The organism is Achromobacter sp. E1 (assembly GCF_037039475.1).
Classification (GTDB): Bacteria; Pseudomonadota; Gammaproteobacteria; order Burkholderiales; family Burkholderiaceae_B; genus Achromobacter; species Achromobacter mucicolens.
On record NZ_CP146253.1, the window covers coordinates 4,570,784 to 4,597,244 of the forward strand.

The following is a 26,461-nucleotide window of genomic DNA, read 5'->3' on the forward strand; positions in this document are numbered from 1 at the left end:
CATGATCCGCGTCCAGGAAGCCGACTTCGACGGCGCGGCGCTGACCGCCGCGCTGCGGGAATCCGCCGGCCCCGGCGTGGGCGGCATCGTGACGTTCGTGGGCTACGTGCGCGACTACGCGCCCGATACCCCCACCGACACGCTTTTTCTCGAACACTATCCGGGCATGTGCGAGCGCGAGCTCGAAGAAATCGCCGCCACGGCCCGCGCGCGCTGGAATCTGGCAGGCACGGTCATCGTGCACCGCGTGGGCGCGCTGCACCGCAACGCGCAGATCGTCTTCGTGGCGGCGGCCAGCGCCCATCGCGGCGACGCCTTCCGCGGCTGCGAATACATCATCGACGCGCTCAAGACGCGCGCGCCCTTCTGGAAGCGCGAGACCCTCGCCGGCGGCGACAGCTTCTGGGTGGAACAGCGCCAATCCGACCAGGACCGCACGGACGCCTGGGATGAAGACACTGCCGGCAACAAGGAGAATCCATGAGCGAAGCCACCCCGGTCCCGCTGGGCTGCGGCGTACTGACCATCAGCGACACCCGCAGCGCAGGTGACGACACGTCCGGCAATCTGCTGGCGCACAGCCTGGCGCATGCCGGCCATCAGTGCGTGCGCCGCGACATCGTGCGCGACGACATCTACCAGATCCGCCGCGTCATCAGCGACTGGATCGCCGACCCCGAGGTGCAGGTCATCCTGACCACCGGCGGCACGGGCTTCTCGCATCGCGACCACACGCCGCAGGCCATCCTGCCGCTGCTGGATCGCGAGATTCCGGGTTTCGGCGAACTCTTCCGCCAGATTTCCTACACAGAGATCGGCAGCTCCACGATCCAGTCGCGCGCGTTCGCGGGGTCGGCCAACCAGACCCTGATCTTCTGCCTGCCGGGCTCGAACAACGCGTGCGAGACCGCCTGGACCAAGATTCTGCGCGAGCAGCTCGACAGCGGCCACGGCCCCTGCAATTTCGCCTCGCAATTTCCGAAACGCGAACAAGAAGCCTGACCCATGCTGGATTTCGATCAAGCCCAGACCCTGCTGGCCAACGCCGCCGCCCCCCTTCAACGCACCGAGCACGTCGATCTGACGCAGGCCAGCGGCCGCGTCCTCGCCACGCACCTTGACGCCACGGTGGACATTCCGCCGGCCGACAACAGCGCCATGGACGGTTATGCCCTGCGCCTGGCCGACTGGAACCCGCAAGCGCGCCTGCCGATCCAGCAGCGCTGCTACGCGGGCGACGTGCCCGAACCGCTCAAGCCCGGCCACGCCATTCGCCTATTCACGGGCAGCGTGATACCGACGGGCGCCGATGTGGTCGTCATGCAGGAAGACACCACCGAAGCCGACAACCACGTCCAGATTTCGCGCGAACCCCGGCTGGGCCAGCACATTCGCCGCCGCGGCGAAGACACGATGGCGGGCGCCGCGCTGCTGCCGGCGGGCACGCTGCTGCAGGCCGCGCACGTCGCGCTGCTGGCCTCGCAAGGCATGGCCACGATTCCCGTCTACGGCCAGCTTCGCGTCGGCATCCTGACCACGGGCGACGAACTCGTCCTGCCGGGCCAGCCCCGCGCCACGGAACAGATCTACAACTCCAACGGGCCGATGCTGGCCGCGATGGTGCGCGGCATGGGCGCCCTGCCCGTTCACGTGCTGCACGCCCGCGATACCGAAGCCGATCTGCTGGACGCCTTCAAGACCCTGCTGGCCGATTGCGACCTCGTGCTGAGCGTGGGCGGTGTGTCGGTGGGCGAGCGTGACCTCGTCAAACCGGCGCTGGCCGCGCTGGGCGGCGAACTGTCGCTGTGGAAGGTGCGCATGAAGCCGGGCAAGCCGGTGGCCCTGGCGCAGATCGACGGCAAGCCGGTGGTCAGCCTGCCTGGCAATCCGGTGTCGGCCTATGCCGTGTTCGCCACGCTGGTGACGCCGCTGATGCGCCGCATGCAGGGCCGCGAAGAGATCTTCCCGCCGGTCAGCCAGTTGCCGCTGCGCACCGCGCAGCCGCGCCAGGACAGCCGCGAGGAATTCCTGCGGGTGCAATGCCGCGTGGCCGACGAAGGCGGCAGCGAACTCGTGCCGTACGGCCACCAGGGATCGGGCGTGATCAGCTCATTGCCGTGGTCCACCGGCTTGGCGCGCCTGCCGGCCGACGTGCTGGTGCAGGACAGGGACACGGTTTCGTATTACGACCTGCGTCACTGGCTGGCGTAGCGCTCGGCCAGCGCCAGGTCTCCTGGCGTATTGACGTTCATGAAGGCATGCGGCGGGCAATCGTCGAACACCGCTTCGACCGCGCCCGCCCTCGCCTGCCAAAGCCCCACCTTGCGGTCGCCCGACCGCAGATATTCCCGCAGGTTCGGCAGCAACGACGTGCGCAGCGCCATGCAGGCCGAATGGCGCTGGCCGTGGGCCGCGGCATAGGCCAGCGGCGCATCGGCCGCGGCAGCCGCGCCGATCAGGCGCGCGGCCAGATCTTCCGGCAGGAAGGGTGTATCGCAGGGCACCACCACCAGCCACTGCGCGGCGGATTCGGGCGGCGCAGCAGCCGACGCATGCAGCGCCTGCAGCGCCGTGGCGATACCCACCAGCGGACCCTGCCAGGCGCCCAGTTCGCGTTCGCCATCGGCAACGACGTCGCCATACTGCGCGTAACGTTCCGGGTGCCGGTTGGCGCTAATGATAAGGCGGCCGACCTGCGGCGCAAGCCGGCGCGCGATGTGCGCGACCATGGGTTCGCCGTGCAGCGCGACCAGTCCCTTGTCCTGATGATTCATGCGGGAACCCTGCCCGCCGGCGAGGATCAGGCCGGCAAGCCCGCTGCGTTGAAATTCAGCCACCGATGTAGCTCATCTCGATCTTGCGCGATGGGTCCGCCATGTTCTGGCCGCGCAGTTCGGAATAGTTGTCGCCGCGCGCCGACCAGATGCCCGCCAGGATGCGCGCCAGTTCCTCGTCCGTCGCGCCATCGCGTAGCGGCGCGCGCAGGTCGTGGCCTTCGTGGGCGAAGAGGCACAGGTAGAGCTTGCCTTCGGGCGACAGGCGCGCCCGCGTACAGCCGCCGCAGAAGGCGTGCGTGACGCTGGAGATGACGCCGATCTCGCCGCCGCCGTCCACGTAGCGCCAGCGCTCGGCGACGCGGCCCATTTCGACCGATTCCACGGGTTCCAGCGGATACACGGCGCCGATGCGATCCAGCACTTCGCGCGATGGCACCACTTCGGCGAGATTCCAGCCGTTGCTGTTGCCCACGTCCATGTATTCGATGAAGCGCAGGACGTGGCCGCTGTGGCGGAAGCGTTCGGCCATGGGAAGGATCTGCCCGTCGTTCAGTCCCTTGCGCACCACCATATTGACCTTGACGGGCGCCAGGCCCGCGTCCGCCGCGGCGTCGATGCCGCGCAGCACGTCGTCCGGCGTGAAGCCGCTGTCGCTCATGCCCTGGAACATGGCGGCGTCCAGCGCGTCCAGGCTGACCGTCACGCGCGTGAGCCCGGCGCTTTTCAGCGCGGCGGCCTTGCGCGCGAGGACGCTGCCGTTGGTGGTGAGCGTGAGGTCAAGCGGCCGACCCTGCGGCGTGCGCAGTTCGGCCAGCATGCCGACCAGGTTTTCGATGTGCTTGCGCAGCAGCGGCTCGCCGCCGGTCAGGCGGATCTTTTCGACGCCCAACTGCGTGAAGATGCCGGCCAGCCGGCTGATTTCTTCGAACGACAGCAGCGCCGAATGCGGCATGAAGCTGTAGCTGCTGTCAAAGACCTCGCGCGGCATGCAATAGGTGCAGCGGAAGTTGCAGCGGTCAGTGACGGAAATGCGCAGGTCGCGCAGCGGACGCGCGCGCTGGTCCAGCGCGGGCTGCCCGTGCGGCGGAAGTTCGCCGGGCGCGAGGGAAGCCCGTGGCGAACTCCGGTGATCGGCAAGGATTATCACTTTGCTCATTGGCACATCATATCCCGGCGGATCGCGGTGCGCGTTCTCGCGGAAAGGCCTCTTCCAGGGTCTGTAGCCGGCCGGTGTCGCGGGCGTCGTAGCCGACAAGCTGGCCCACGTAACCGACATAGTCCGGGCCGCGCATGATGGACAGCAGGTCCTGCATGGCCGGCGTGTCCAACGACGCCTTGCGGATGGCAAAGAAATAGCGCTCGCGCACCAGCGGAATGAAGTCCAGGCCGAAACGGCAGGCCGCCGTCTCCACGCCGACCCCTGTGTCCGCCATGCCGCTGGCAATGTGCGCCGCGATCGCCATGTGGGTGAATTCGTTGGTTTCGTAGCCCTGCACTTCGCCGATGGATACGCCGGCGCGCTGCAACATCAGGCCGACCAGATAACGCGTGCTGGAGCCGATCTGCCGGTTCACGAAGCGCACGTCGCTGCGGGCCAGGTCCGCCATGCCGCGGATCTGCTTGGGGTTGCCGGCCGTGACGAACAACCCCGTATTGCGCACGGCCAGATGGATGAGCATGTATTCGTCGGCGTTGAGCCACTGCGCATAGCGTTCCATGATGGGAGATTCAAAATCGCCCAGCGGCACCTGAAAGCCCGCGAGGTCGCATTCGTGCCGCTCCAGCGACGCCAGGGCCTCGATTGCCGTGCGATAGCGCAATTCCAGGCCGGGCGTTCGGTTGCCCATGTGCTGCATCAGGGATTCCACGGCAAAGCCGTGACTGGCGTGCAGGCGCAGGTGCGGGCCGCTTTCGGGCAGCAGGCGTTCAAGCTCTTCCTGCAATTCGGAGGCCATGCTGTCCAGCGTGGGCATCAGCCGCGCCTCGATGCGGCGGTTGGCCCATAGCAGCCGCTGCGCAAAGGGCGACAGCTGCGTGCCCTGGCGGCGGTTGGTGATGAGCAGTTGCGTGCCGAAGATGGACTCGAAGCGCCGCAACACGCCCCACGCGTGCCGGTAGGACAGGCCGCAGGCGCGGCAGGCGCCCGCGATGTTGCCGGTGGCATCGATGGCCGCCAGGAGCGCAAGCATGTCTTGCAGCGGCACGGGCGTCGCCTCGTCGTCTCCGCCCAATGTCCATTGCGGCCGCAGGCCGATTCGGAACTTATATGTCATTTATTTCTTATTGAAGGCGTTCAAGTACCTCGTTAGAGTACACAAATAACGCGGCGGACGGGCAATTAATATGTTTTTTAAAGCATATTATCTGCTGACAGGTCCAGGCCGGCACAAGCCCCCGTTGATGGGGTCACGCAACACAGGAGGAGACCGACGTGCACCTGCGCGAGGCAAAATCCGATCTGGCATCCAGCGGTGGCGCCCGGGGCGGCAAGCTGGCCCTGGACGCCGCCCAGGCATCCACCACCCCGGCCATCGCGGCCACGGCCCGCATCCTTGCCCGGCTGAAAGACCAGCCCGGCCCGCTGCTGCCGGTGCTGCATGCGGTGCAGCACGAACTGGGCTGTATTCCGGCCGAGGCGGTGCAGACCATCGCCGAGGCCCTGAACCTCTCCCGCGCCGAAGTCCACGGCGTCATCACGTTCTACCCCCACTTTCGCACCGAGCCGGCCGCGCGCCACACGCTCGAGGTCTGCCGCGCCGAAGCCTGCCAATCCATGGGCGGCGAACGCCTGGCCGCCCATGCGCGCGCCGCGCTGGGCTGTGATTTCCACGCCAGCACCCCGGACGGCAACTTCACGCTGGAGCCCGTGTATTGCCTGGGCCTGTGCGCGCAGTCGCCCGCCATCATGATCGACGGCCAGCCCCACGCCCGCGTTACCGAAGCCAAGCTGGACCGCCTGCTGGCCCGCACGCTGGAGGACACGCCATGAGCGCCCCCGTCGTCATCTACGTGCCGCGCGACGCCGCGGCGCTGGCCATGGACGCCGATACCGTTGTCCGCGACATCGAGCGCATGGCCGATCAGCGCGGCCTGTCCGTGCAGGTGGTGCGCAATGGTTCGCGCGGCCTGCTGTGGCTGGAACCCCTGGTTGAGATCGCCACGCCGCAAGGCCGCATCGCCTATGGGCCCGTGCAGCCGGAAGACGTGGCCGCGCTGTTCGACGCCGGCTGGCTGACGGGCGGCGAACACGCGTTGCGCCTGGGCCTGACCGAGGAAATCCCCTACCTCAAGCACCAGGAGCGCCTGACCTTCGCCCGCGTCGGCGTGATCGATCCGCTGTCCCTGCAGGACTACGCCGCGCATGGCGGATTGCAAGGTTTGAAGCGCGCGCTGGCCATGGCGCCGGCGCAGATCGTCGACGAAATGGTGGAATCCGGCCTGCGCGGCCGCGGCGGCGCGGCGTTTCCCACCGGCATCAAATGGAAGACCGTGGCGGGCACGCCCGGCGACACCAAGTACATCGTCTGCAACGCCGACGAAGGCGACTCGGGCACCTTTGCCGACCGCCTGCTGATGGAAGGCGACCCGTACGTCCTGATCGAAGGCATGACGATTGCGGGCCTGGCGGTCGGCGCGACCTACGGCTACATCTACGTCCGCTCCGAATACCCCCACGCCATCGCCACGCTTGAAGCCGCCATCGGGCGTGCCCGCAGCGTCGGCTGGCTGGGCGACGACGTGCACGGCAGTGGCCGCCGCTTCGACCTGGAAGTGCGCAAGGGCGCCGGCGCCTACATCTGCGGCGAAGAAACCTCGCTGCTGGAAAGCCTGGAGGGCAAGCGCGGCGTGGTGCGCGCCAAGCCGCCGCTGCCAGCCATCTCGGGCCTGTTCGGCAAGCCCACCGTCATCAACAACGTCATCTCGCTGGCCACCGTGCCGATCATCCTGGCCAAGGGCGCGGCGTATTACCGCGACTACGGCGTGGGCCGTTCGCACGGCACGCTGCCCTTCCAGCTGGCCGGCAACCTCAAGCAAGGCGGGCTGGTGGAAAAGGCCTTTGGGCTCAGCCTGCGCGACCTGCTCTACGAATTCGGCGGCGGCAGCGCGTCCGGCCGCCCGCTGCGCGCGGTGCAGGTGGGAGGTCCGCTGGGCGCCTACCTGCCCGAGTCGCAATGGGACGTGCCGCTGGACTACGAAGCCTACATCCAGATCTCGGCCATGATCGGCCACGGCGGCCTCGTCGCCTTCGACGACACCGTGGACATGGCGCGAATGGCGCGTTACGCCATGGAGTTTTGCGCCATCGAGTCCTGTGGCAAGTGCACGCCGTGCCGCATCGGCTCCACGCGCGGCATGGAAACCATCGACAAGATCGCGGCCGGCAACCAGAGCCGCGAACAGCGCGAACAGCAGGTGCATCTGCTGCGCGACCTGTGCGACACGATGCTTGGCGGTTCGCTGTGCGCGCTGGGGGGCATGGCGCCCTACCCGGTGCTGTCCGCGCTGAACCATTTTCCGCAGGACTTCGGCATCGAGTCCTCCCAGTCTGCCGCCCACGCGGCCTGAACCCGAGACCGCCATGCTAGAAACCGTCATCAAGCGCGATCGCGACATGGGCACGCCGGCGCGCGTGTCCGAAAAGACCGTCACCCTGACCATCGACGGCCAGGAAATCACCGTTCCCGAAGGCACGTCGCTGATGCGCGCGGCCGCGGACGCCGGCATCAACATCCCCAAGCTCTGCGCCACCGACAGCCTCGAACCGTTCGGATCGTGCCGCCTGTGCCTCGTGCAGATCGAAGGCCGCCGCGGCTATCCCGCGTCCTGTACGACGCCCGCCGAAAACGGCATGGTCGTCTTCACCGAAACGCCAAAGCTGCACGACCTGCGCCGCGGCGTGATGGAGCTGTACATCTCGGACCATCCGCTCGATTGCCTGACCTGCCCGGCCAACGGCGATTGCGAACTGCAGGACATGGCCGGCGTCGTGGGCCTGCGCAACGTGCGCTACGGCCAGGACGGCGCCAACCATCTGAAGGCCGAGAAGGACGAGTCCAACCCCTACTTCACGTTCGACGCATCCAAGTGCATCGTCTGCAACCGCTGCGTGCGCGCCTGCGAGGAAACCCAGGGCACGTTCGCGCTGACGATCTCGGGCAAGGGATTTGACTCGCACGTATCGGCCGGCCAGGACCAGCCGTTCCTGGATAGCGAATGCGTATCCTGCGGCGCCTGCGTGCAGGCCTGCCCCACCTCCACCCTGCAGGAAAAGACCGTCATCATGATGGGCCAGGCCGAGCACTCGGTCGTGACGACCTGCGCCTACTGCGGCGTGGGTTGCGGCTTCAAGGCCGAAATGAAGGGCCAGGAAGTCGTGCGCATGGTGCCGTGGAAAGACGGCCAGGCCAACCGCGGCCATTCCTGCGTGAAGGGGCGTTTTGCCTGGGGCTACGCCACGCACAAGGAACGCGTGCTCAAGCCCATGATCCGCAAGCACATCACCGATTCCTGGAAGGAAGTCTCCTGGGACGAGGCGATCAACTACGCGGCTTCCGAATTCCGCCGCATCCAGAGCCAGTACGGACGCGATGCGGTCGGCGGCATCACGTCGTCGCGCTGCACCAACGAGGAAACCTGGCTGGTGCAGAAGCTGGTGCGCGCCGCCTTCGGCACCAACAACGTCGACACCTGCGCGCGCGTGTGCCATTCGCCCACCGGCTATGGCCTGAAGCAGACGCTGGGCGAATCGGCCGGCACGCAGACGTTTGACTCCGTCATGCACACCGACGTGGTCATCGTGATGGGGGCCAACCCCAGCAGCGGCCATCCCGTCTTCGCTTCGCGCTTGAAGCGCCGGCTGCGCGAAGGCGCACGGCTCATCGTCATCGATCCGCGCCGCATCGAACTGGTCAGCTCGCCGCACATCAAGGCCGACTTCCACCTGCAGGTGCGGCCGGGCACCAACACGGCGCTGCTGTCCTCGCTGGCGCATGTCATCGCCACCGAGGGTCTGATCGCCGAGGACTTCGTGGCCGAGCGCTGCGAAGAAAAGGCCTTCAAGGAATGGCGCGACTTCGTGTCGCTGCCCGAGAACTCGCCGGAAGCCATGGAAGAAATCACCGGCGTGCCCGCGCAGGCGGTGCGCGGCGCGGCGCGTCTGTTTGCCACCGGCGGCAACGGCTCCATCTACTACGGCCTGGGCGTCACCGAGCACAGCCAGGGCTCGACCACCGTCATGGCCATTGCCAACCTGGCGATGGCCACCGGCAATATCGGCCGCGAAGGCGTGGGCGTGAATCCGCTGCGCGGCCAGAACAACGTGCAGGGATCGTGCGACATGGGCTCGTTCCCGCACGAACTGCCCGGCTACCGCCACATCTCGGACAACGCCGTGCGCGCGCAGTTTGAAAAGGACTGGGGCGTCACGCTGCAGCCCGAGCCGGGCCTGCGCATCCCCAACATGTTCGAGGCCGCGCTGGGCGGGTCCTTCAAGGGCCTGTACTGCCAGGGCGAAGACATCGTGCAGTCCGATCCCAACACGCAGCATGTGGCGGCATCGCTGGCGGCCATGGAGTGCATCGTCGTGCAGGACCTGTTCCTGAACGAGACCGCCAAGTACGCCCATGTGTTCCTGCCGGGTTCCTCGTTCCTGGAAAAGGACGGCACCTTCACCAACGCCGAGCGCCGCATCTCGCGCGTGCGCAAGGTGATGGAACCCAAGAACGGCAAGTCCGACTGGGAAGTGACGGTGGCGCTGTCCAACGCGCTGGGCTACCCGATGAACTACAAGCACCCGCGCGAAATCATGGAAGAGATCGCGCGGCTGACGCCCACGTTTGCCGGCGTCACGTACGACAAGCTGGACAAGCTGGGCAGCCTGCAATGGCCGTGCAACGACGACGCGCCGGAAGGCACGCCGATCATGCACATCGACCAGTTCGTGCGCGGCAAGGGCCGCTTCATGATCACCAAGTACGTGCCCACCGACGAGCGCAGCACGCGCCGCTTCCCGCTGCTCTTGACCACGGGCCGCATCCTGTCGCAATACAACGTGGGCGCGCAGACCCGCCGCACGCCCAATGTGATGTGGCATGGCGAGGACGTGCTGGAAATCCATCCGCAGGACGCCGAGGACCGCGGCGTGGCCGAAGGCGACTGGGTCGGCATCCAGAGCCGCGCCGGGGAAACCGTGCTGCGCGCCACGCTGACCGACCGCGTGCAGCCGGGCGTGGTATACACCACGTTCCACTTTCCCGAGTCCGGCGCCAACGTCGTCACCACCGACAGCTCCGACTGGGCGACCAACTGCCCCGAATACAAGGTCACGGCCGTGCAGGTGACGCGCGTGTCGCAACCGTCGGAATGGCAGCGGCAATGGTCGCGATTTGCGGACATCCAGCAAAAGCTCCTGCGCGAACGCTCGCGCGAGAGCGAGGCGGCGCTGACCGGGAAGTAACCGACAGCCAGCCAGGGATCCCATGCCTACGCCGACCACCGCCCGCCCCGACTGCACGCCGACCCAGGTCATCCGCGTGCGCTCGGGGGTCATCGCCACCGACGCCAAGACCGATTACGTGGCCGAGGAAACACCGGTGGCACTGGAATTCAACGGCATCAGTCACGCCACCATGCTGGCCACGCCCGCGGACCTGGAGGACTTTGCCGTCGGGTTCTCGCTGTCCGAAGGCATCATCGGCAGCGTGAGCGACGTGCGCGGCATCGATCTGCTGCCGCAGTGCGGCGGCATCGTCGTGCAGCTGGAGATCTCGTCCGCCTGTGAAATGCGCCTGAAGACGCGGCGCCGCGCCATGGCTGGGCGCACCGGCTGCGGCCTGTGCGGCGTGGAAACCCTGCCCGAGGTGCTGCGGCCCGTGGCGCCGGTCGCCAATGGGGCGCCGGTGCGCATCAAGTCGGTGCTGGCCGCCATGCGCGACATGCGCGCGCGCCAAACGCTGCACGACATCACGGGCGCCACGCACGCCGCGGGCTGGGCGGGCGCCGACGGCGCCGTGGCGCTGGTCCGCGAAGACGTGGGCCGCCACAACGCGCTGGACAAGCTGGCCGGCGCGCTGGCGCGCCAGGCGATCAACGGCGCCGACGGCATCGTCGTGGTGTCCAGCCGCGCCAGCTTCGAGATGGTGCAGAAGACGGCCGCGGCCGGCGTTTCGGTGTTGGCTTCGGTATCCGCGCCCACCGCGCTGGCCATCCGTCTGGCCACCGACGCCAACGTCACCCTGCTGGGCTTCACGCGCGATGGCGACGCCGCCATCTACACCCACCCCGAACGCATCCTTACCTGAACCGGACGCAAGACAGCAATGGAAATCGTCAACCTGATCCGCATGGCCAACCGCATCGGCCAGTTCTTCGACGCCATGCCGGACCGGCCCGAGGCGCTGGAAGGCGTCACCAACCACATCCAGAAATTCTGGGAACCGCGCATGCGCACCGAACTGCTGGATTTCCTGGCGCGCAACCCGGACGGCGACGCCGGCGAGGAACAGCTGCATCCGCTGGTGCTGCAGGCCGTCACCCGGCATCGCGAGCGCCTGACGCCGCGCGCGCGCGTCGCATAGCGCACCCGGACCGCCCGCGCGGCGGTCCACCCGCAGTGGCAGGACAGCAACAAATCCATAAAAGAGGCGGCGGGACCGGGCACTTCCGGCCCACGCACGCTATAAAGCCGCACCCCTGAGGAGACATCATGGAAAGTAGCGCCACCCTGGACCTGCCGGGCTCCCGGCCGGGATTTTTCGACAAAGAACGCACCATCGCGGGACCGGGCTTCTCGCGCTGGCTGGTGCCCCCCGCCGCGCTGGCCATCCACCTTTGCATCGGCATGGCCTACGGCTTTTCGGTGTTCTGGCTGCCGCTGTCCAAGGTGGTGGGCGGGGCCAAGCCGCTGGCCTGCCCGCCCGACATGAGCCTCGTGGCCGAACTGTTCACCACGAGCTGCGACTGGAAGATCTCGACCATGGGGTGGATGTACACCCTGTTCTTCGTGCTGCTGGGGTGTTCGGCCGCCCTGTGGGGCGGCTGGCTGGAACGGGCCGGCCCGCGCAAGGCCGGCGTGGTGTCGGCGCTGTGCTGGTGCGGCGGCCTGGTCATCTCGGCCATCGGCATCTACCTGCACCAGATGTGGATGCTGTGGCTGGGGTCGGGCGTCATCGGCGGGATCGGGCTGGGACTGGGGTATATCTCGCCGGTGAGCACGCTGATCAAGTGGTTCCCGGACCGCCGCGGCATGGCGACGGGCATGGCCATCATGGGCTTTGGCGGCGGCGCCATGATCGGCGCGCCGCTGGCCGACATGCTGATGCGCCACTTTGCCACCCCGACCTCGCCGGGCGTCTGGCAGACCTTCCTGACCATGGCGCTGGTGTACTTCATCTTCATGATGTCCGGCGCGCTGGGCTACCGCGTGCCGCCCACAGGCTGGAAGCCCGACGGCTGGACGCCGCCCGCCAAGCAGGTCAACAACGTCATGATCACGCAGCGCCACGTGCACGTGAAGCGCGTCTGGGGCGTGCCGCAGTTCTGGCTGGTGTGGTGGGCGCTGTGCCTGAACGTCACGGCGGGCATTGGCATCCTGGGGATGGCCTCGCCGCTGCTGCAGGAAGTGTTCGGCGGCGGCCTGATCGACAAACCGGAACTGGGCTTCGGGCAACTCGACAAGGACCAGCTCGCGGCCATCGCCGCGATTGCCGCCGGCTTTACCGGCCTGCTCAGCCTGTTCAACATCGGCGGCCGCTTCTTCTGGGCCAGCCTGTCCGACAAACTGGGCCGCAAGATGACGTACTTCGTCTTCTTCGTCCTGGGCTTCGTGCTGTACGCCGCCATTCCGTGGACCGCGCACATGGGCGCGCTGGCGCTTTTTGTGGCGGCGTTCTGCGTGATCCTGTCGATGTACGGCGGCGGCTTTGCCACGGTGCCCGCCTACCTGGCCGACCTCTTCGGCACCCAGATGGTCGGCGCCATCCACGGCCGGTTGCTGACCGCGTGGTCCGCGGCGGGCATCTTCGGGCCGGTTCTCGTCAACTACATCCGCGAATACCAGCTGTCCATCGGCGTGCCGCGCGCCCAGGTGTATGACATCACCATGTACATCCTGGCCGGCATGCTGGTCGTGGGCTTCCTGTGCAACCTTGCCATCCGCCCGGTCAACGCCAAGTACTTCATGACCGACGAGGAACTGGCCAAGGAAAAGGCGTTGGCGCACGAGCGCGCCGTGGCCGCCGAAACCCACGGCGTGGGCAGGTCGAACTTCCGCACCCCGCCCGCGCTGATCGCCTTTGCATGGGCCTGCGTCGGCATTCCGCTGGCCTGGGGCATCTGGATCACGCTGCAGAAGGCCGTCGTGCTGTTCCACTGACCCCGCCATGCCGCGGCGCCCGGTGCGCCGCGCGACGGCCCCAGGGCGCGAAGCTGCTACATTGGCAGCCCGCGCCCTTCTCTTTTATGTGCCTTTCCCCATGATCCTGCCCTTCCCCCCATTCCCCGCCGGAGCGACCTCTTGAACGCGCCCGAACTGCACTGGGAAGAAAACGGCGTCGCCCGCTCGGCGCGCTGGCACTCGGAAACCGGCGCCACGCCGCCCAAGCGTGTCATCGTCGCCGACGACACCCTGACCGCGGACATGGCTTACCGCCACGCGTGCGAAGGCGTGGGCCTGCTGTGGCGCGGCGACTTCCAGAACGCGCGCCAGCTGTTGCACGCCATCACCCGCCGCGTCGACAAGCGTCCGCGCAAACCGGTGGAAACCCAACTTGAGGCCTTCAACCAGCATCGTCAGGTCCAATCGCAGCGTGCCCGCATCCTGGGCATGCTGCTGATTCCCTTCGACGCCGGTCATACCATCCCCCTGCGCCGCGCGCCCGACGCGCATCTGGCCTGCGAAGCCGCGAACGTGCCGGGCGATACGCCCTACGTCGCGTCGCTGCGCGAACTGCTGGGCCTGATCGGCGCCTACGAGTGGCGCAGGAAGGGCGTGGAGATTTCCGCCCTGAACAACCGCATCCACCCGCACTACGGCGTGTTCTCGCCGGTGCGCGGCGAATACGTGGACCTGGTCGCCAACACGCCGATGCCGCGCGGCAGCGTGGCCTTCGATATCGGCACGGGCACGGGCGTGCTCGCCGCCGTCATCGCCCGCCGCGGCGGCAAGCGCGTCATCGCCACCGACATGGATCCCCGCGCGATTGCCTGCGCGCGCGAGAACCTGGAACGCCTGGGGTTGTCCGGGCAGGTCGAGGTCGAACAGACCGACCTCTTCCCCGAAGGCCGCGTGTCGCTCATCGTCTGCAACCCGCCCTGGCTGCCCGCGCGGCCCAGCTCGCCGCTGGAACATGCTGTGTATGACCCGGACAGCCGCATGCTGCGTGGCTTCCTGAATGGATTGAAGGACCATCTGACGCCGAATGGCGAAGGATGGCTGATCCTGTCGGATCTGGCCGAACATCTGGGGCTGCGCACGCGCGAGCAACTGCTCGCGATGATCGAGGCCGCCGGCCTGCGCGTGATCGAAAAACTGGACACCCGGCCGGTGCACGGCAAGGCCCGCGACGCGAACGATCCGCTGCATGCGGCGCGGTCCCGGGAGATGACGTCGCTGTGGCGATTGGGCGCGGTTTGAAGGCATACGGACAACGATGAAAGGTTTGTGGCCCCCGGCGGGCGGGACCGCAACGGCGCGTGAAAAGTATTCGCCACGCGCCGCTGATTGGCTACAATTAGCAATCATTCCCATTAGCATCTGCCAAGCCGACCCGTGCCGCCCGCCCACTTTGCGTCCTCCGCCGAATTCGTCAGCCTGTACCGCGAGCACCACGGCTGGCTGGTGCAGATGCTGCGCCGACGGCTTGCCGGCAATGCCGACAACGCCGCCGATCTGGCGCACGACACGTTCGAACGGGTCATGCGCAGCGAATCGCGTGCCGCGTTTGCCGAGCCGCGCGGTTTTTTGACCACGGTGGCCAAGCGCCTGTTGATCGACCAGTCGCGTCGGCGGGCGATCGAGCAGGCTTATCTTGAGACGCTTGCCGCGCGCAGCGAAGCGGTCGAGCCCAGCCCCGAGACGCATGCGCTGGTGGTCGAGGCGCTGGATGCCGTGTGCCGCATGATGGAGCAGTTGCCAGCGCGCGTGCGCCGGGTTTTCGTGCTGGCGCAGGTGGAAGGCCTGCCCTATCTGGACGTCGCCCGCGAGCTGGGCATTTCGGTGGCGGCCGTGCAGCGCGACATGATCAAGGCGTGGGAACACTGCTACGCGGTGCTGTACGCATGAGCGCCGCCCACGCCGAACGGGTGCACCCGGACATCATCCGGCAGGCGGCGCAGTGGATGATGCGCACCGGAGATGCGCCCGACGCCGCCACGCAAGCCGCCTGTACGCAATGGCGCGAGGCCGACGCGCGCCACGAACTCGCCTGGCAGCGCCTGCAAGGCATCAGCCAGGACCTGAAATCCGCCACCTCCGCCAACCTGGCCGGCGCCGCCGCGGGCCAGACGATCTTGCGCTATTGCGACCAGCGTGCGCGCCGCGGCGCCCTGAAGTGGATGGCGGCCGGCGTCGGTCTGGGCGCCATGGGCTGGTTGGGCGCGCGCGAAGGCGTGTGGGACGACAGCACCGTGTACCGGACCGCCACGGGCGAGCAGCGCGTCGTGCGCCTGCCCGACGGCACGGTGCTGACGCTGAACACCGATTCCGCCGTGGCGATGCGCTACGACACGCGGCAACGCCGCATCACGCTGCGCAGCGGCGAAATCCTGATCGCCACGGGCCACGACGACGCGGGCCGGCCGTTTGCCGTCAGCACACCCAATGGCCTGCTGACGCCGCTGGGCACCCGCTTTTCGGTGCGGCAAAAGGATGACGGCCAAGGGGCCACGCACGTCGCGGTCTTTGAAGGCGCGGTGCGCGTGGAGCCGGACTCGCGCGTGCAGCCGGCCCGTGTGGTGCATGCGGGCGAGCAAGCCGAATTCGACCGCAACGCCCTGTCGCCAGTGACCGCGGTGGACGGCGCGGCGCCGGCCTGGACCGAAGGCATGCTGGTGGCTAACCGCATGCGGCTGGACCGGTTCGTGCAAGAGCTGGGCCGCTACCGCCCGGGCATCGTGCGCTGCGATGCCGACGTGGCACACCGGGAGGTCACGGGCGCATTCCGTATCGATGACACGGACAAGGCGCTGGAGGTGCTGGCCAGCGTGCTGGACCTGAGGCTGCGCTATCGCACGCGCTACTGGGTCACCCTGGGCCGGGCGTGAGCCACCCGGTCACCGCAGGCCCCACCCCGCCCATTCCGACTATTTTGTAACCGCGCCGCAGATTTTCATTTCTGGTTCGTTAGACGAAGAGAAGGCCCCGAGGCGCCCGAGGGCCGCACTTTTCAATCGACGAATCAGGAACCTCCAGTCATGGCACGACGCCATTCCCGCTCTCCCCTTGCCTTGTCATCGTCACCGCGCATGCGTTTGCGCCTTGCCGTCCACCTTGCCCTGACGGCGGCCGCCTCGCTGGCCGCCCCGGCCGCGTCGTGGGCGCAGGCCGCGCCCGCCGGCGAGATTGCCTTCGCCATCGCACCCGCCACGCTGGACGTGGCGCTGGGTCAGTTTGGCGTCGCCGCCAAGGTCACGGTGGCGGCCTCGCCAGCGCTGACGCGCGGCGTGCGGACGCAGGGATTGACGGGCCGGTACACGGCCGAGCAGGGACTTGCCCGGCTGCTTGCGGGCACGGGCCTGCAGGCAGTGGCCAACGCCAACGGCGAAGGCTATCAATTGCGGCGCATGCCGCAGGACGCGCCGGGGGTGTCCACGCTGGCGCCGGTGACCGTGACCGGCATGACCGACGATCCGGTCACCGAGGGCACGGGCAGCTACACAAGCCGCGTGGTGACCATCGGCAAGGGCCGCCAGACGCTCAAGGAAATTCCGCAGTCGGTCAGCGTGGTCACGCGCCAGCGCATGGACGACCAGAACGCCAACACGCTGGACGACGTGCTGGCCAACAGCACCGGCATGACGCTCTACAAGAGCCCGATGGGCGGCAGCTACGTGTATTCGCGCGGTTTTCGCGTGGACAGCTATCAGTTCGACGGCGTGAACCGCGCCTTTTACTACCCCCAGGCCAACAGCTTCACCACCGAGACCGTGACGCTGGACCGCGTGGAAATCATCCGCGGCGCCACGGGCCTGTTGCAAGGCGCCGGCTCGCCCAGCGCGGCCGTCAACCTGGTGCGCAAGCGCCCGCTCGCCGAGCCCCAGGTGCAGATGCTGGCCAGCGGCGGCTCGTGGAACAACTACCGCGCCGACATCGATGCCAGCGCGCCGCTGAACGAAGCCGGCACCCTGCGCGCCCGCGGCGTGGCCAGCTACAACGACCGCGACTACTTCTACGACGAAGCGCAAAGCCGCACCGGCGTGCTGTACGGCGTGCTCAGCTATGACTTCAGCCCGGACACCACCTTGACCGGCGGCGTCAGCTACGAGGAACTGCGTTCCACCCCCTTCTTCCACGGCCTGCCCCACTACAGCAATGGCGACGACATCGGCCTGAAGCGGTCGACCTCGCTGGGCCAGGACTGGAACCGCTGGAACGGCAAGCAGACCACCGTCTTTGCCGAACTGGCGCACCGCTTCAACAAGGACTGGTCGTTCAAGCTGACGGGCACGTCCTCGCAGGAATCCAACGATTCGAAGTACGCGTTCACGGAAGGCGCCGTCAACCCTGAGACGGGCCTGGGTCCCATGCTGTACGCGGGCCTGTTCGACATGTCCACGCGCAACAAGGCGCTGAATCTGGACGTGGACGGCGCCTTCGACGCGCTGGGCCGCAAGCATTCGGTGAGCTTCGGCGCCAGCATCAACGAGCTCACCAGCAAGAACGATTTTGCGTTGAATCGCCTGAATCGCGCCGTGAATGTGTGGAACCCGGATCATCATGTGCCGGAGCCCACCGATGACTGGATGCGCGAAAACGCCTACCGCAGCGCGGCCACGATCGTGAAGATGAAGCAGACGGGCGTCTACGGCGTCGGCCGCTTCAGCCTGGCCGACCCGCTGACGCTGGTGGCGGGCGCGCGGGTGAGCTGGTACGAAAACACCAGCCGCTATCGCGACAGCGGCGAGCAATACGTCGATCCGTACAAGGACAACGGCGTCGTCACCCCCTACGGCGGCCTGATCTACGCGTTCAATCCCCAATGGTCCGGCTACGTCAGCTACGCGCAGATCTTCGAGCCTCAGAATGCGGTGGACGCATCCGGCAAGGTGCTCGATCCCATCGTGGGCAAGAATTACGAGATCGGCCTTAAGGGCGAGCTGATGGACGGCCGCGTGAACACGTCCATCGCGCTCTTTCGCGTCGACCAGAAGAACCGCGCGCAAGAGGATCTGACCAGCGTGTGCGCGACGGGCGACATCTGCTACCTGTCGAGCGGCAAGGTGCGCAGCCAGGGCCTGGACGCCGAGATCAGCGGCGAAGTGGCGCCGGGCTGGCAGCTGTTCGCGGGCTACACCTTCAATACGCTGAAGTTCCTGGACGACACGCAGGTCACCAACACCAACTTCGCCCGCACGGTCACGCCCAAGCACATCCTGCGCCTGTGGTCCGACTACCGCCTGCCGGGCGAACTGTCGGCGTGGTCGCTGGGCGCGGGCGTGAACTACCAGACGGGCAGCTACACGGAAACGCGCTCGGTGCGCGTCTCGCAAGGGGCTTACGCGGTGTGGAATGCGCGCGTCGGGTATCAGATCAACAAGAACTGGTCGGCCGCATTGAACGTGAACAACCTCTTCGACAAGACCTACTACCAGACCATCGGCGCGCCGGGCTGGGGCAGCTTCTACGGCGATCCGCGCAACGCCACCCTGACGGTGCGCGGGACATTCTGAAATGGGCGCGCGCCTGCGCGGTGTCAGCTGAACACGTGCAGCGCGCCCAGCGCCAGGATCAGCGCCGGCGGCATGACCACGATGCCCAGCCGCAGGAAACTGAGCGCGCTGATGTGCATGCCCTCGCGGCGCACCGCCAGCAGCCACAGCAGGGTCGCAAGCGATCCGCTGACGGACAGGTTGGGGCCCAGGTCGATCCCGATCAGCAGCGCTGCAGTGGTGGCGCTGGGCAGGTCGGCCATGCGCGCCAGCGTGCCCGCCATCAGCCCGGCCGGCAGATTGTTGATGACGTTGCCCGATAGCGCGGCGCCCACGCCGCCGGCCCATAGCGCCGCGTCGGCGGACAGGCTGCGCATCAGGTTCGCCAGGTCTTGCAGCACGCCGCTGGCGGCCATGCCCTCGACCAGCACGAAAAGCCCCGCCACCAACGGCAGCACGCCCCACGCCACGCCTTTGATGAGGCGAATCGGGCTGGATCGCGTGACCGCCAGCACCAGCGCCGCCGACACGCAGCCGGCGATCAGCGTGGGCAGGCCCAGACGCTGGCCAAGCGCCGAGGTGATGAGCAGCGTGCCTGCGGTGATGGCCACGCCCAGCGCAGCCATGCGCAGCGGCAAGGTCATGGGCGGCAGCGGCGGCGAGGGCTTCAAGGGCTGGCGCAGGTCATGGCGAAACACCAGCCGCAACGTCACGTAGGTGGCGCCGATGGCCAGGGCGGACGGCAGGGCAAAGTGCGCCAGCCACGGGCCCAACGCAGGCATGCGGTCGCCGAACACGACCAGGTTGGCCGGATTCGAGATCGGCAGCACGAAGCTGGCTGCATTGGCGATAAATGCGCAGACATACAGATACGGCAACGGCGGCGCGCCGACGACACGCGTCACCGCATAGACGGCAGGCGTCAGCACGACGGCCGTGGCGTCGTTGGACAGCAGCACGGTGACCCCGGTGCCCACCAGGAACACCAGGTCGAACAGCCGCCGCGCCGACCCGGCGGCGTGGTCGGCCGCCAGCACGGCCACCCAGTCGAACAGGCCTGCCTGCCGGGCGACCTCCGCCACCAGCATCATGCCGATCAGGAACAGATAGACGTCGGTGCCTTCCAGAATGGCGCCGCCGGCCTGCCGCGCAGGCAGCAAACCCAGCACCACCAGGGCGACCGCGCCGGCCGTTGCCCACACGTACTCGGGCAGGCGCCAGGGACGAAAGAGAATGGCCATGGTGGTTGCGGCGGCAATCAACCAGATCACGGCATTGGATAGCGACATGCTTTCAGGAACGCATCAAGGAAGGGAAGAGGAAGCCGGCGCGGGGGCCGATGCCGCGGACGCGCGCGTCTCCGGCAAGACCAGCAGGGTCACACAGGCCAGCGCGGCAATGCCGGCCAGCGCAAGAAACGCTGCACTGTAACCCGCGTGCTGGACGATCACGCCGGCGAGCCCGTTGCTCAGCGCGGCGCCGATGCCGAATACCGTGGTGACGGCGCCCAGGCTGGCGTTGAAGCGGCCCGTGCCCTGGGTCAGGTCCAGCACCATCAAGGGCAGGACGGCGCCGAAGATGCCTGCGCCAATGCCGTCGAGCAACTGCACGCCCACCAGCCACGCGGTGTCGTCGGAAAACGTGTACAGCACGCCACGCAGCGGCAGGATGAGAAACCCGATCAGCAGCAGAGGCTTGCGTCCCCATTGGTCTGCGTACCGCCCGACGGCCATCGCGGCGGGAATCATCACGAACTGCGCCGCGACGATGCAGACGGCGGTCAGCGGCGTGGCGAGCGCCGGGTTTGCCAGGGCGAGCTTTTGCCCGACCAGCGGCAGCATGGCCGCGTTGGCCAGGTGAAACAGCGCGCAGCTCAAGGCCAGCAGCATGAGCGGCCGGTTCGAGAGCAACTGGCGCAGCGGCACGGGATGCGCATGCGCTCCCGCATTGGGGCTCGCTTCCAGCCCGCGCGCCTTGTCCGGGTTGATATGCGCGGGGATGCCCATCGTGGCCGCCAGACTGGCCAGCGCCATCGCCGCCATCAGGTAGAACACCGCGACCGGTCCCCATACATACGCCAGCCCGCCCGCCAGCAGCGCCGCGAACCCGTTGCCGGCATGATTGAACGATTCGTTGCGCGCGATGCGCGCCGTGAAGGCGTGGGCCGTGGTCAGCCCGAGCGTGATGCCGGCGATGGCGGGCGCGAACACCGACGACGCGACGCCGGCGACCGCTTGCGTCAGCGTGACCCAGGCGAAGTTCGGGCTGGCCAGGACGGCCATGCAGGCCACCGTCACCAGCACGGCGGCGGCGATCAGCAGCGCGCGCTTGTTCGACGCGCGGTCCACCAGCGCGCCCGCCGGCGTCTGCGCCGCCAGCGCGGCCAGCCCGGAGATCGTCATGACAAGCCCGATGCTGTCGGGCCGCCAATGGTGGACGGCGAGCAGGTAGATTGCCAGGTAAGGCCCAAGTCCATCCCGCACATCGGCCACGAAAAAATTCAGCCAATCGAGAGGACGCGTCGCGGGTGATGGAGAGTGCAAGGCAACCGTGTGAACGTGGATACCGCATGCGCGGCTAGCGGGAATGGCGCATGTTAGATCACAACGATCCGGGAGTCAGCGACATTGCGCTACGGCGCTCGCGCGTTCAACGCAATGACAGTTTCACGGCGGCGGCGCGTCATCCGGCGCGGTCATTCGTCCCGCGCGCCGCACCCCGCTGGGCGGCTGGCCATAGGCGCGCAGGAACGCCCGACGCATGCGGTTGCGGTCGGCAAAGCCGGTGTCCCGCGCCACGATGTCCAGCGAATGCCGTCCGGCTTCGAGCATGGCGCGAGCCGCTTCCAGCCGCAGCAGCTCCACCACCTTGGCGGGGGAATGCCCCGTCTCCTCGCGGAACACACGGCTGAACTGCCGCGGCGACAGGCGCGCCGCCTCTGCCAACTCGTCCACCGTCAGGGGATTACGCAGGTGTTCCTTGGCATAGACCAGCGCCCGTTGCACCCGGTCGGAGCGCGGTTCCAGTTCCAGCAAGGCGGAAAACTGGGATTGGCCGCCCGGGCGCCGGTGATAGACGACCAGCCGCCGTGCCACATCGCGGGCTAGCGCCGCGCCGTGGTCGTCTTCGATCAGCGCCAGGGCGAGATCGATGGCGGCCGACATGCCGGCGGACGTCCAGATGTTGCCGTCACGCACGAAAATGCGGTCGGGGTCGACGCGCACCTCGGGAAAACGGTCCTGAAGAGTGCGCGCATGCGCCCAATGGGTGGTGGCCGTACGGCCATTCAAGAGACCCGACTCGGCCAAGACAAAGGCGCCCGTGCACACGCCCGCGACCCGCCGCGCTTCGGTGGCGGCGCGCGCCACGTAGCGCGCCAGGCCGGGCGTGATTGGCCGGGGCATCAACTCGCCCGCCACGATCAGGGTGTCGGGCATGACGCCCAGGGCCACCGTCTCGATGCCCGCGTTCATGGTCGAGCGGATGATGCCGCCGCCTTCCGACAGGATGGTCACGCGGTATCCGTCGCGCTCCAGCGCGATGTTGGCGAACTCGAAGGCCGCCAGCGCGGCCAGGCCCATCACCTGGAAACCGTCTTCGAGAATGAGGCCGATCTGGCGCATGAGCGTATCCGTGACAGGAAATGACGGATATAGGCTAATAAAGCCATCGGCAGACGTCAATGAGCGAATCGTTTCTAAGGCGACAACCGCCCCATTCCACGGGAATCTTTTCAGTCCGGCCGCCAGGCTGGACCAAGCCTCGCAGAACCTTATGTCTTAAATCGACGCTTTATTGACATTTGAGCCAAAACCGATCTGCCGCATAGTGGCTGCACCGCGATCTGATTCCAATGCAGACGCTCCCCCCACCGAGGCACCCGCATGCAACTGACCCAGAACACCATCTTCATCACCGGCGGCACCTCCGGCATCGGCCGCGCGCTGGCCGTCGCCCTTCACGACCTGGGCAACAAGGTCATTGTCGCCGGCCGCCGGCAGGCGCTGCTGGACGACATCGCCGCAGCGCATCCGGGCATTGACGGCATCGCGCTGGATATCTCCGACGCCCAGGACATCGAGCGCGTCGCCAAGACGCTGATCGCAACATATCCGTCGCTGAACGTGCTGATCAATAACGCCGGCATCATGCCGTTCGACGACCCCTCGTCCACGATCGACGACGCCGTGTCGCAGCGGATCCTGGAAACGAACCTGCTGGGTCCGATCCGCCTCACGTCCGCGCTCATCGAGCATCTGAAGGGCCAGCCGCGCGCGACGATCATTCACAACACGTCGATCCTCGCCTACGTGCCGATCGCCTCGAACGCGGTGTATTCCGCCTCCAAGGCCGCGCTGCATTCGTACGCGCTGTCGCAACGGTTCACGCTGCGCGACACCAACGTCACGGTGCAGGAAATTGCCCCGCCGTGGGTCGATACGGACCTCATCAAGAAAAGCGGCGATCCGCGCGCCATGCCGCTGGATGCGTTCATCGCCGAGACGATGCAAGGGCTGGCGTCCGACGCGCCCGAGGTGCTGGTCCAGGCCATTCGCCCGCTGCGCGACAACCCTGGGTCGAATGAGCACGCCTTCGTGCATGCGTTCAACCAAAGCCTGGTGGACGAACCGATTCCGGTCTGACGCGGCCGGCACGCGGCGCCCCCGTAGGCGCCGCCCCCCTCTGGAAAGATCCCATGACAACAAAATTGGATATCGCAAGCGCCGGGCCGGCGGGCACAGCCGCGGCAGCGAGCCGCAGCGCAGAACTGCTGCCGGCCGGCTTTCTGGCGCTCGGCACCTTCGCCATCGGCACGGAAGGTTTCATGATTGCACCGCTTTTGCCGACGATGGCGGCGGATTTCCGTATGACGGTCCCGCAGATGGCGTCGCTCATCGTGGTGTTCACGCTGACGCTGGCGGTCAGCTCGCCCATCATGACCGTCCTGACCGCACGTTGGAATCGCCGCGCGGCCCTGCAGCTCGCCATGGGATTGTTCGCTTTGGGCAACGTGCTTGCTGCCTGGTCGCCCACCTTCTGGACGCTGATGACGGCGCGGGTCGTCATGGCGGTGGCAGCTGGCTTGTACGTGCCCGGCGCAAATGCGCTGGCCGGCGTAATCGTAGCGCCTGAAAGGCGGGGCAAGGCGCTGGCCATCGTCAGCGCCGGCATGACGTTGGCCATTGCGCTAGGCCAGCCGCTGGGCGCGGTGGCCGGTCACTTTCTGGGCTGGCGCGCCACATTCTCCATCGTCGCGGTGATGAGCCTGGTGGCCATCGCCGGCATCGGGGTGGGCATCGCCGCCGATGCAGGAACAGGTATTGCGGTCGCAACGTTTCGGCAGCGTCTTGCAGTCGTGCGCCAACCGTCGATACTGCGATTGCTGTCGGTCAGCCTTTTCTGGGCGATTGGCGCGTTCACGGCATACCCGTTCCTCGCACCGTACTTGGCAAGCGTGCTGGGATTTCGAGACGCCGCCATCAGCGCGACGATATCGCTCTGGGGCGTGGCGGCCGCGCTCGGCGTGACAACGGGCGGTGCGCTGACCGACAGGCTGGGCGCAAATCGCGTGGTACAGGTGTCGCTGACCATGCTGGGACTGGCGTTCCTGGGATTGTCGCTGGCAACGGCGCTGCCTGCGTCCGCCGCGCGAGCCCCCGTGTTGATCGCCGTGTTCCTGTGGGGCTTCACAGTCTGGTCATTCTTTCCCGCGCAGATGGCACGCCTTATCGGCGCGGGGGCCCCGGGACAGGCGCCGGTTGCACTGGCGTTGAATACGTCGACGATGTATTTCGGCTTTTCGGTGGGCAGCGGGCTGGGCGCCGCCATCCTTGGCGCCGGTGCAATTTGGGCAATTGGACTGGTGGCCGCGATGGCGCAGGCCGCGGCGGTTGTGTGGGATAAGCGCCGCCAGATTCCGGGGCAGGACGCAGCACCCCTCGATCCTACGCCCGCCCCGCCGCCACGTTCACGCTGATCGCGATGATGAACACGTTGAAGAAGAACGCGATGACACCGTGCGTCATCGCCATGCGGCGACACCGGCGGTTGACGATCTGCACGTCTGAAACCTGGAAGGTCATGCCCAGCACCAGCGAGAAATACGCGAAGTCCCAGTAGTCGGGCTCGTCCCTGCCCGGAAAATCCAGGCCCTTGTGCATGGCGTTTTCATGCCCGTAATACCCGTGGGCATAGTGCAGCGCGAAGATCATGTTCATGTAGAGCCACGACAGCACGATGGTCACCGCCGCGGCCAGCATGTCGACCACCGCGCCCACATTGTTTTGCGCGCGCATTTCCACCCACAACGCGACCAGCACCATGCAGGACAGCGCGACGCTGCTCCAGAGGACGCCGCCGCGCCCGACGTCGTGCTGGCGGGCGTGCCGGCGCATGGCGCCGGCGCTGGTGCGTCCGAACACACGGGCGGTCAGGATCAGGAAGATCAGCGCCCCGGCGTCAAAGCCCAGCAGGATGGCCAGACTGGGCGGCAGGCCGGCTGCGTACAGCCCGCCCGCGACCGCGAGCAGCAGGCCGGCGCACAGCATCAGCCGGCGATGGGCATGGAAGAACGGCAGCCGGTCGGCATTCGAGGCGTTTCCGGCGCTGTCATCTTTGAGCGGCTGCATGGCGGGCTCCTGTCTGCGCCGCGGGGCCGGGGCGTGTTGCCCGGGGCAGTCCCGCGATAGGTCCCTACGCTAACCGATACCCAGCAAACCGGCCAGCGCGCCGCCGAACAGCAGCCACAGCGGATGTATGCGCGTGCCGCTGCCCAGGATGGCGACGACGGCGGTGATCGCGCCCAGCAGCCAGGTGTGCACGGACGCCTCGGTGATGAGCGAGGCACTGGCGGCGACCAGCCCCACGGTCATGGGGAAGATCCCCGCCTGGATGACGCCGCGCCATGGGCGGTCCTTGAATTTTTCCCACAGGCCCAGCGCGAGGACGGTGATGAGGGACGACGGGCCGAACTTGGCGATGGTCGTGGCCAGCAGGCCCGGCAGGCCGGCGACGTGCCAGCCGACCAGCGTGACGACCATCAGGTTGGGCCCTGGCGCGGCCTGGCCCAGCGCAAAGAGCGCGGAGAAGTCGGCGGCCGTCATCCAGCCGTGGACCTCGACGACCTGGCGCTGCATCTCGGGCAGGATGGTGTTGCCTCCGCCGAAGGCCAGCACGGACAGTTCGGAAAAAATGAGGACGAGGGCGACCAGCGTATGGATCATCGGCGTTGCCTCCAGACCATCAGGATGCTGAGCGGCGTCAGCACCAGCATCGTGGGCAGAAGCGGGATGCGCAGGACGGCGATGGCGATGAAACAGGCGGTGGCGACCACACCCGCAAGCCAGTCGCGGCGCTTGACGACCGGCACGCCGATCTTGACCGCCATGGAAATCAGCAGCCCGGCCGCGGCCGCCGCCAGGCCGGCGAACAGATGCTGGATGTCGGGATCGTTCTGGAAACGGTCATAGACCATGCCCAGCATGACGACGATGATGGACGGCGCGAGGATCAGGCCCATCAGCGCGGCGAACGCGCCGCGCGGGCCGCGGAATTTCATGCCCAGCGCGACGGACAGGTTGATGATGTTGCCGCCCGGCAGGAATTGGCACAGGCCCAGCAGTTCGGTGAATTCGGCGCCGGTCAGCCAGCGGTGCTTTTCGACGACCATGCGCCGCGCCAGGGGCAAGGCGCCGCCGAAGGCGGTCAGGCCCAGCATCAGAAAACCGTGGAATAGCTGGCCGCAAGTGGGGGGAGGCCGTAAGCCGGCCTCGTCGGTGGAGAGTGCTGCGTTCGTCATTATTGTGGCCGGCGCGGAACCG

24 protein-coding genes are annotated in these 26,461 nt (G+C 67.4%); 15 read left to right on the plus strand and 9 right to left on the minus strand.

Annotation, left to right across the window (positions count from 1 at the left end; genetic code table 11):
- Position 1 precedes the first annotated feature (1 nt).
- Genes V6V88_RS21265 through glp form a run of 3 tightly spaced genes read left to right on the plus strand, consistent with a single transcriptional unit; the run spans position 2 to position 2,211 of the window.
- Positions 2-484: a molybdenum cofactor biosynthesis protein MoaE gene (locus V6V88_RS21265; protein WP_062838743.1), complete on the plus strand. Its 483-nt coding sequence runs from the start codon at positions 2-4 to the stop codon at positions 482-484.
- Entirely contained in the window at positions 481-1,002 is a 522-nt protein-coding gene (gene moaB / locus V6V88_RS21270) for a molybdenum cofactor biosynthesis protein B (RefSeq protein ID WP_280021102.1), read from the plus strand. Before V6V88_RS21265 ends, moaB begins: the two co-directional genes overlap by 4 nt.
- A 3-nt stretch (positions 1,003-1,005) precedes the next feature.
- Positions 1,006-2,211, plus strand: coding sequence for a gephyrin-like molybdotransferase Glp (gene glp / locus V6V88_RS21275; RefSeq protein ID WP_338616231.1), 1,206 nt, complete (start codon positions 1,006-1,008; stop codon positions 2,209-2,211).
- On the opposite strand, the gene mobA is transcribed toward glp, so the two are convergent.
- The 3 genes from mobA to V6V88_RS21290 are packed head-to-tail and all read right to left on the minus strand — an operon-like array spanning position 2,196 to position 5,050.
- Positions 2,196-2,774 (minus strand): molybdenum cofactor guanylyltransferase MobA, encoded by a 579-nt coding sequence (gene mobA, locus V6V88_RS21280; protein ID WP_338619673.1) that lies wholly within the window; start codon positions 2,772-2,774, stop codon positions 2,196-2,198. The genes glp and mobA overlap by 16 nt on opposite strands.
- Positions 2,775-2,829: 55 nt before the next feature.
- Positions 2,830-3,933 (minus strand): GTP 3',8-cyclase MoaA, encoded by a 1,104-nt coding sequence (gene moaA, locus V6V88_RS21285; protein WP_062838740.1) that lies wholly within the window; start codon positions 3,931-3,933, stop codon positions 2,830-2,832.
- A 7-nt stretch (positions 3,934-3,940) separates the two neighbouring features.
- Positions 3,941-5,050: a substrate-binding domain-containing protein gene (locus V6V88_RS21290; protein WP_062838739.1), complete on the minus strand. Its 1,110-nt coding sequence runs from the start codon at positions 5,048-5,050 to the stop codon at positions 3,941-3,943.
- Positions 5,051-5,208: 158 nt separating this feature from the next.
- On the opposite strand from V6V88_RS21290, the gene V6V88_RS21295 reads away from it, so the two are divergent.
- The 10 genes from V6V88_RS21295 (at position 5,209) to V6V88_RS21340 (ending at position 18,662) form a co-directional block, all read left to right on the plus strand.
- Positions 5,209-5,766: a formate dehydrogenase subunit gamma gene (locus V6V88_RS21295; RefSeq protein ID WP_338616232.1), complete on the plus strand. Its 558-nt coding sequence runs from the start codon at positions 5,209-5,211 to the stop codon at positions 5,764-5,766.
- A complete protein-coding gene (locus V6V88_RS21300) occupies positions 5,763-7,343 on the plus strand; it encodes an NADH-quinone oxidoreductase subunit NuoF (protein WP_338616233.1) in 1,581 nt (526 codons plus the stop codon). Before V6V88_RS21295 ends, V6V88_RS21300 begins: the two co-directional genes overlap by 4 nt.
- Before the next feature lie 13 nt (positions 7,344-7,356).
- Positions 7,357-10,233: a formate dehydrogenase subunit alpha gene (fdhF, locus tag V6V88_RS21305; protein WP_063952049.1), complete on the plus strand. Its 2,877-nt coding sequence runs from the start codon at positions 7,357-7,359 to the stop codon at positions 10,231-10,233.
- A 22-nt stretch (positions 10,234-10,255) separates the two neighbouring features.
- Entirely contained in the window at positions 10,256-11,077 is an 822-nt protein-coding gene (fdhD, locus tag V6V88_RS21310; protein ID WP_223572473.1) for a formate dehydrogenase accessory sulfurtransferase FdhD, read from the plus strand.
- A gap of 18 nt (positions 11,078-11,095) precedes the next feature.
- Entirely contained in the window at positions 11,096-11,353 is a 258-nt protein-coding gene (locus tag V6V88_RS21315) for a formate dehydrogenase subunit delta (protein ID WP_338616234.1), read from the plus strand.
- A gap of 128 nt (positions 11,354-11,481) precedes the next feature.
- Positions 11,482-13,149: an OFA family MFS transporter gene (locus V6V88_RS21320; protein WP_179689913.1), complete on the plus strand. Its 1,668-nt coding sequence runs from the start codon at positions 11,482-11,484 to the stop codon at positions 13,147-13,149.
- Between the two features lie 141 nt (positions 13,150-13,290).
- On the plus strand, positions 13,291-14,409 hold the full coding sequence (locus tag V6V88_RS21325; protein WP_338616235.1) for a class I SAM-dependent methyltransferase: 1,119 nt from the start codon (positions 13,291-13,293) through the stop codon (positions 14,407-14,409).
- Positions 14,410-14,544: 135 nt separating this feature from the next.
- The gene (locus V6V88_RS21330) at positions 14,545-15,057 is read left to right on the plus strand and encodes a sigma-70 family RNA polymerase sigma factor (protein ID WP_142053738.1); all 513 of its coding nucleotides are present in this window, start codon (positions 14,545-14,547) and stop codon (positions 15,055-15,057) included.
- The gene (locus V6V88_RS21335; protein ID WP_338616236.1) at positions 15,054-16,037 is read left to right on the plus strand and encodes a FecR domain-containing protein; all 984 of its coding nucleotides are present in this window, start codon (positions 15,054-15,056) and stop codon (positions 16,035-16,037) included. The genes V6V88_RS21330 and V6V88_RS21335 overlap by 4 nt, the downstream gene beginning before the upstream one ends.
- Before the next feature lie 201 nt (positions 16,038-16,238).
- Complete coding sequence (locus V6V88_RS21340; RefSeq protein WP_338616238.1) at positions 16,239-18,662, plus strand: TonB-dependent siderophore receptor; 2,424 nt, start codon at positions 16,239-16,241, stop codon at positions 18,660-18,662.
- A gap of 23 nt (positions 18,663-18,685) precedes the next feature.
- Here V6V88_RS21340 and V6V88_RS21345 read toward each other — a convergent pair whose 3' ends face one another.
- The 3 genes from V6V88_RS21345 to V6V88_RS21355 form a co-directional block, all read right to left on the minus strand.
- The gene (locus tag V6V88_RS21345) at positions 18,686-19,930 is read right to left on the minus strand and encodes an arsenic transporter (RefSeq protein ID WP_056326527.1); all 1,245 of its coding nucleotides are present in this window, start codon (positions 19,928-19,930) and stop codon (positions 18,686-18,688) included.
- Between the two features lie 15 nt (positions 19,931-19,945).
- Positions 19,946-21,133: an MFS transporter gene (locus V6V88_RS21350; RefSeq protein ID WP_338616240.1), complete on the minus strand. Its 1,188-nt coding sequence runs from the start codon at positions 21,131-21,133 to the stop codon at positions 19,946-19,948.
- Positions 21,134-21,307: 174 nt separating this feature from the next.
- Positions 21,308-22,264 (minus strand): GlxA family transcriptional regulator, encoded by a 957-nt coding sequence (locus tag V6V88_RS21355; RefSeq protein ID WP_062838730.1) that lies wholly within the window; start codon positions 22,262-22,264, stop codon positions 21,308-21,310.
- A gap of 261 nt (positions 22,265-22,525) precedes the next feature.
- Here V6V88_RS21355 and V6V88_RS21360 point away from each other — a divergent pair, with 261 nt between their 5' ends.
- Together V6V88_RS21360 and V6V88_RS21365 are read left to right on the plus strand one after the other, a co-directional pair.
- Entirely contained in the window at positions 22,526-23,284 is a 759-nt protein-coding gene (locus tag V6V88_RS21360) for an SDR family NAD(P)-dependent oxidoreductase (RefSeq protein WP_062838729.1), read from the plus strand.
- A gap of 53 nt (positions 23,285-23,337) precedes the next feature.
- Positions 23,338-24,618: an MFS transporter gene (locus V6V88_RS21365; RefSeq protein ID WP_338616241.1), complete on the plus strand. Its 1,281-nt coding sequence runs from the start codon at positions 23,338-23,340 to the stop codon at positions 24,616-24,618.
- On the opposite strand, the gene V6V88_RS21370 is transcribed toward V6V88_RS21365, so the two are convergent.
- The 3 genes from V6V88_RS21370 to V6V88_RS21380 all read right to left on the minus strand — a co-directional run bounded on the left by V6V88_RS21370 (position 24,587) and on the right by V6V88_RS21380 (position 26,439).
- Entirely contained in the window at positions 24,587-25,270 is a 684-nt protein-coding gene (locus tag V6V88_RS21370) for a DUF1345 domain-containing protein (RefSeq protein WP_338616242.1), read from the minus strand. The genes V6V88_RS21365 and V6V88_RS21370 overlap by 32 nt on opposite strands.
- A 69-nt stretch (positions 25,271-25,339) precedes the next feature.
- Positions 25,340-25,864, minus strand: a complete 525-nt coding sequence (locus V6V88_RS21375) for a chromate transporter (RefSeq protein WP_062838727.1) — start codon at positions 25,862-25,864, stop codon at positions 25,340-25,342.
- Positions 25,861-26,439 carry a chromate transporter gene (locus V6V88_RS21380; RefSeq protein WP_062838726.1) on the minus strand — a complete coding sequence of 193 codons (579 nt, stop codon included), beginning with the start codon at positions 26,437-26,439 and terminating at the stop codon, positions 25,861-25,863. The genes V6V88_RS21375 and V6V88_RS21380 overlap by 4 nt, the downstream gene beginning before the upstream one ends.
- Positions 26,440-26,461: the final 22 nt, after the last annotated feature.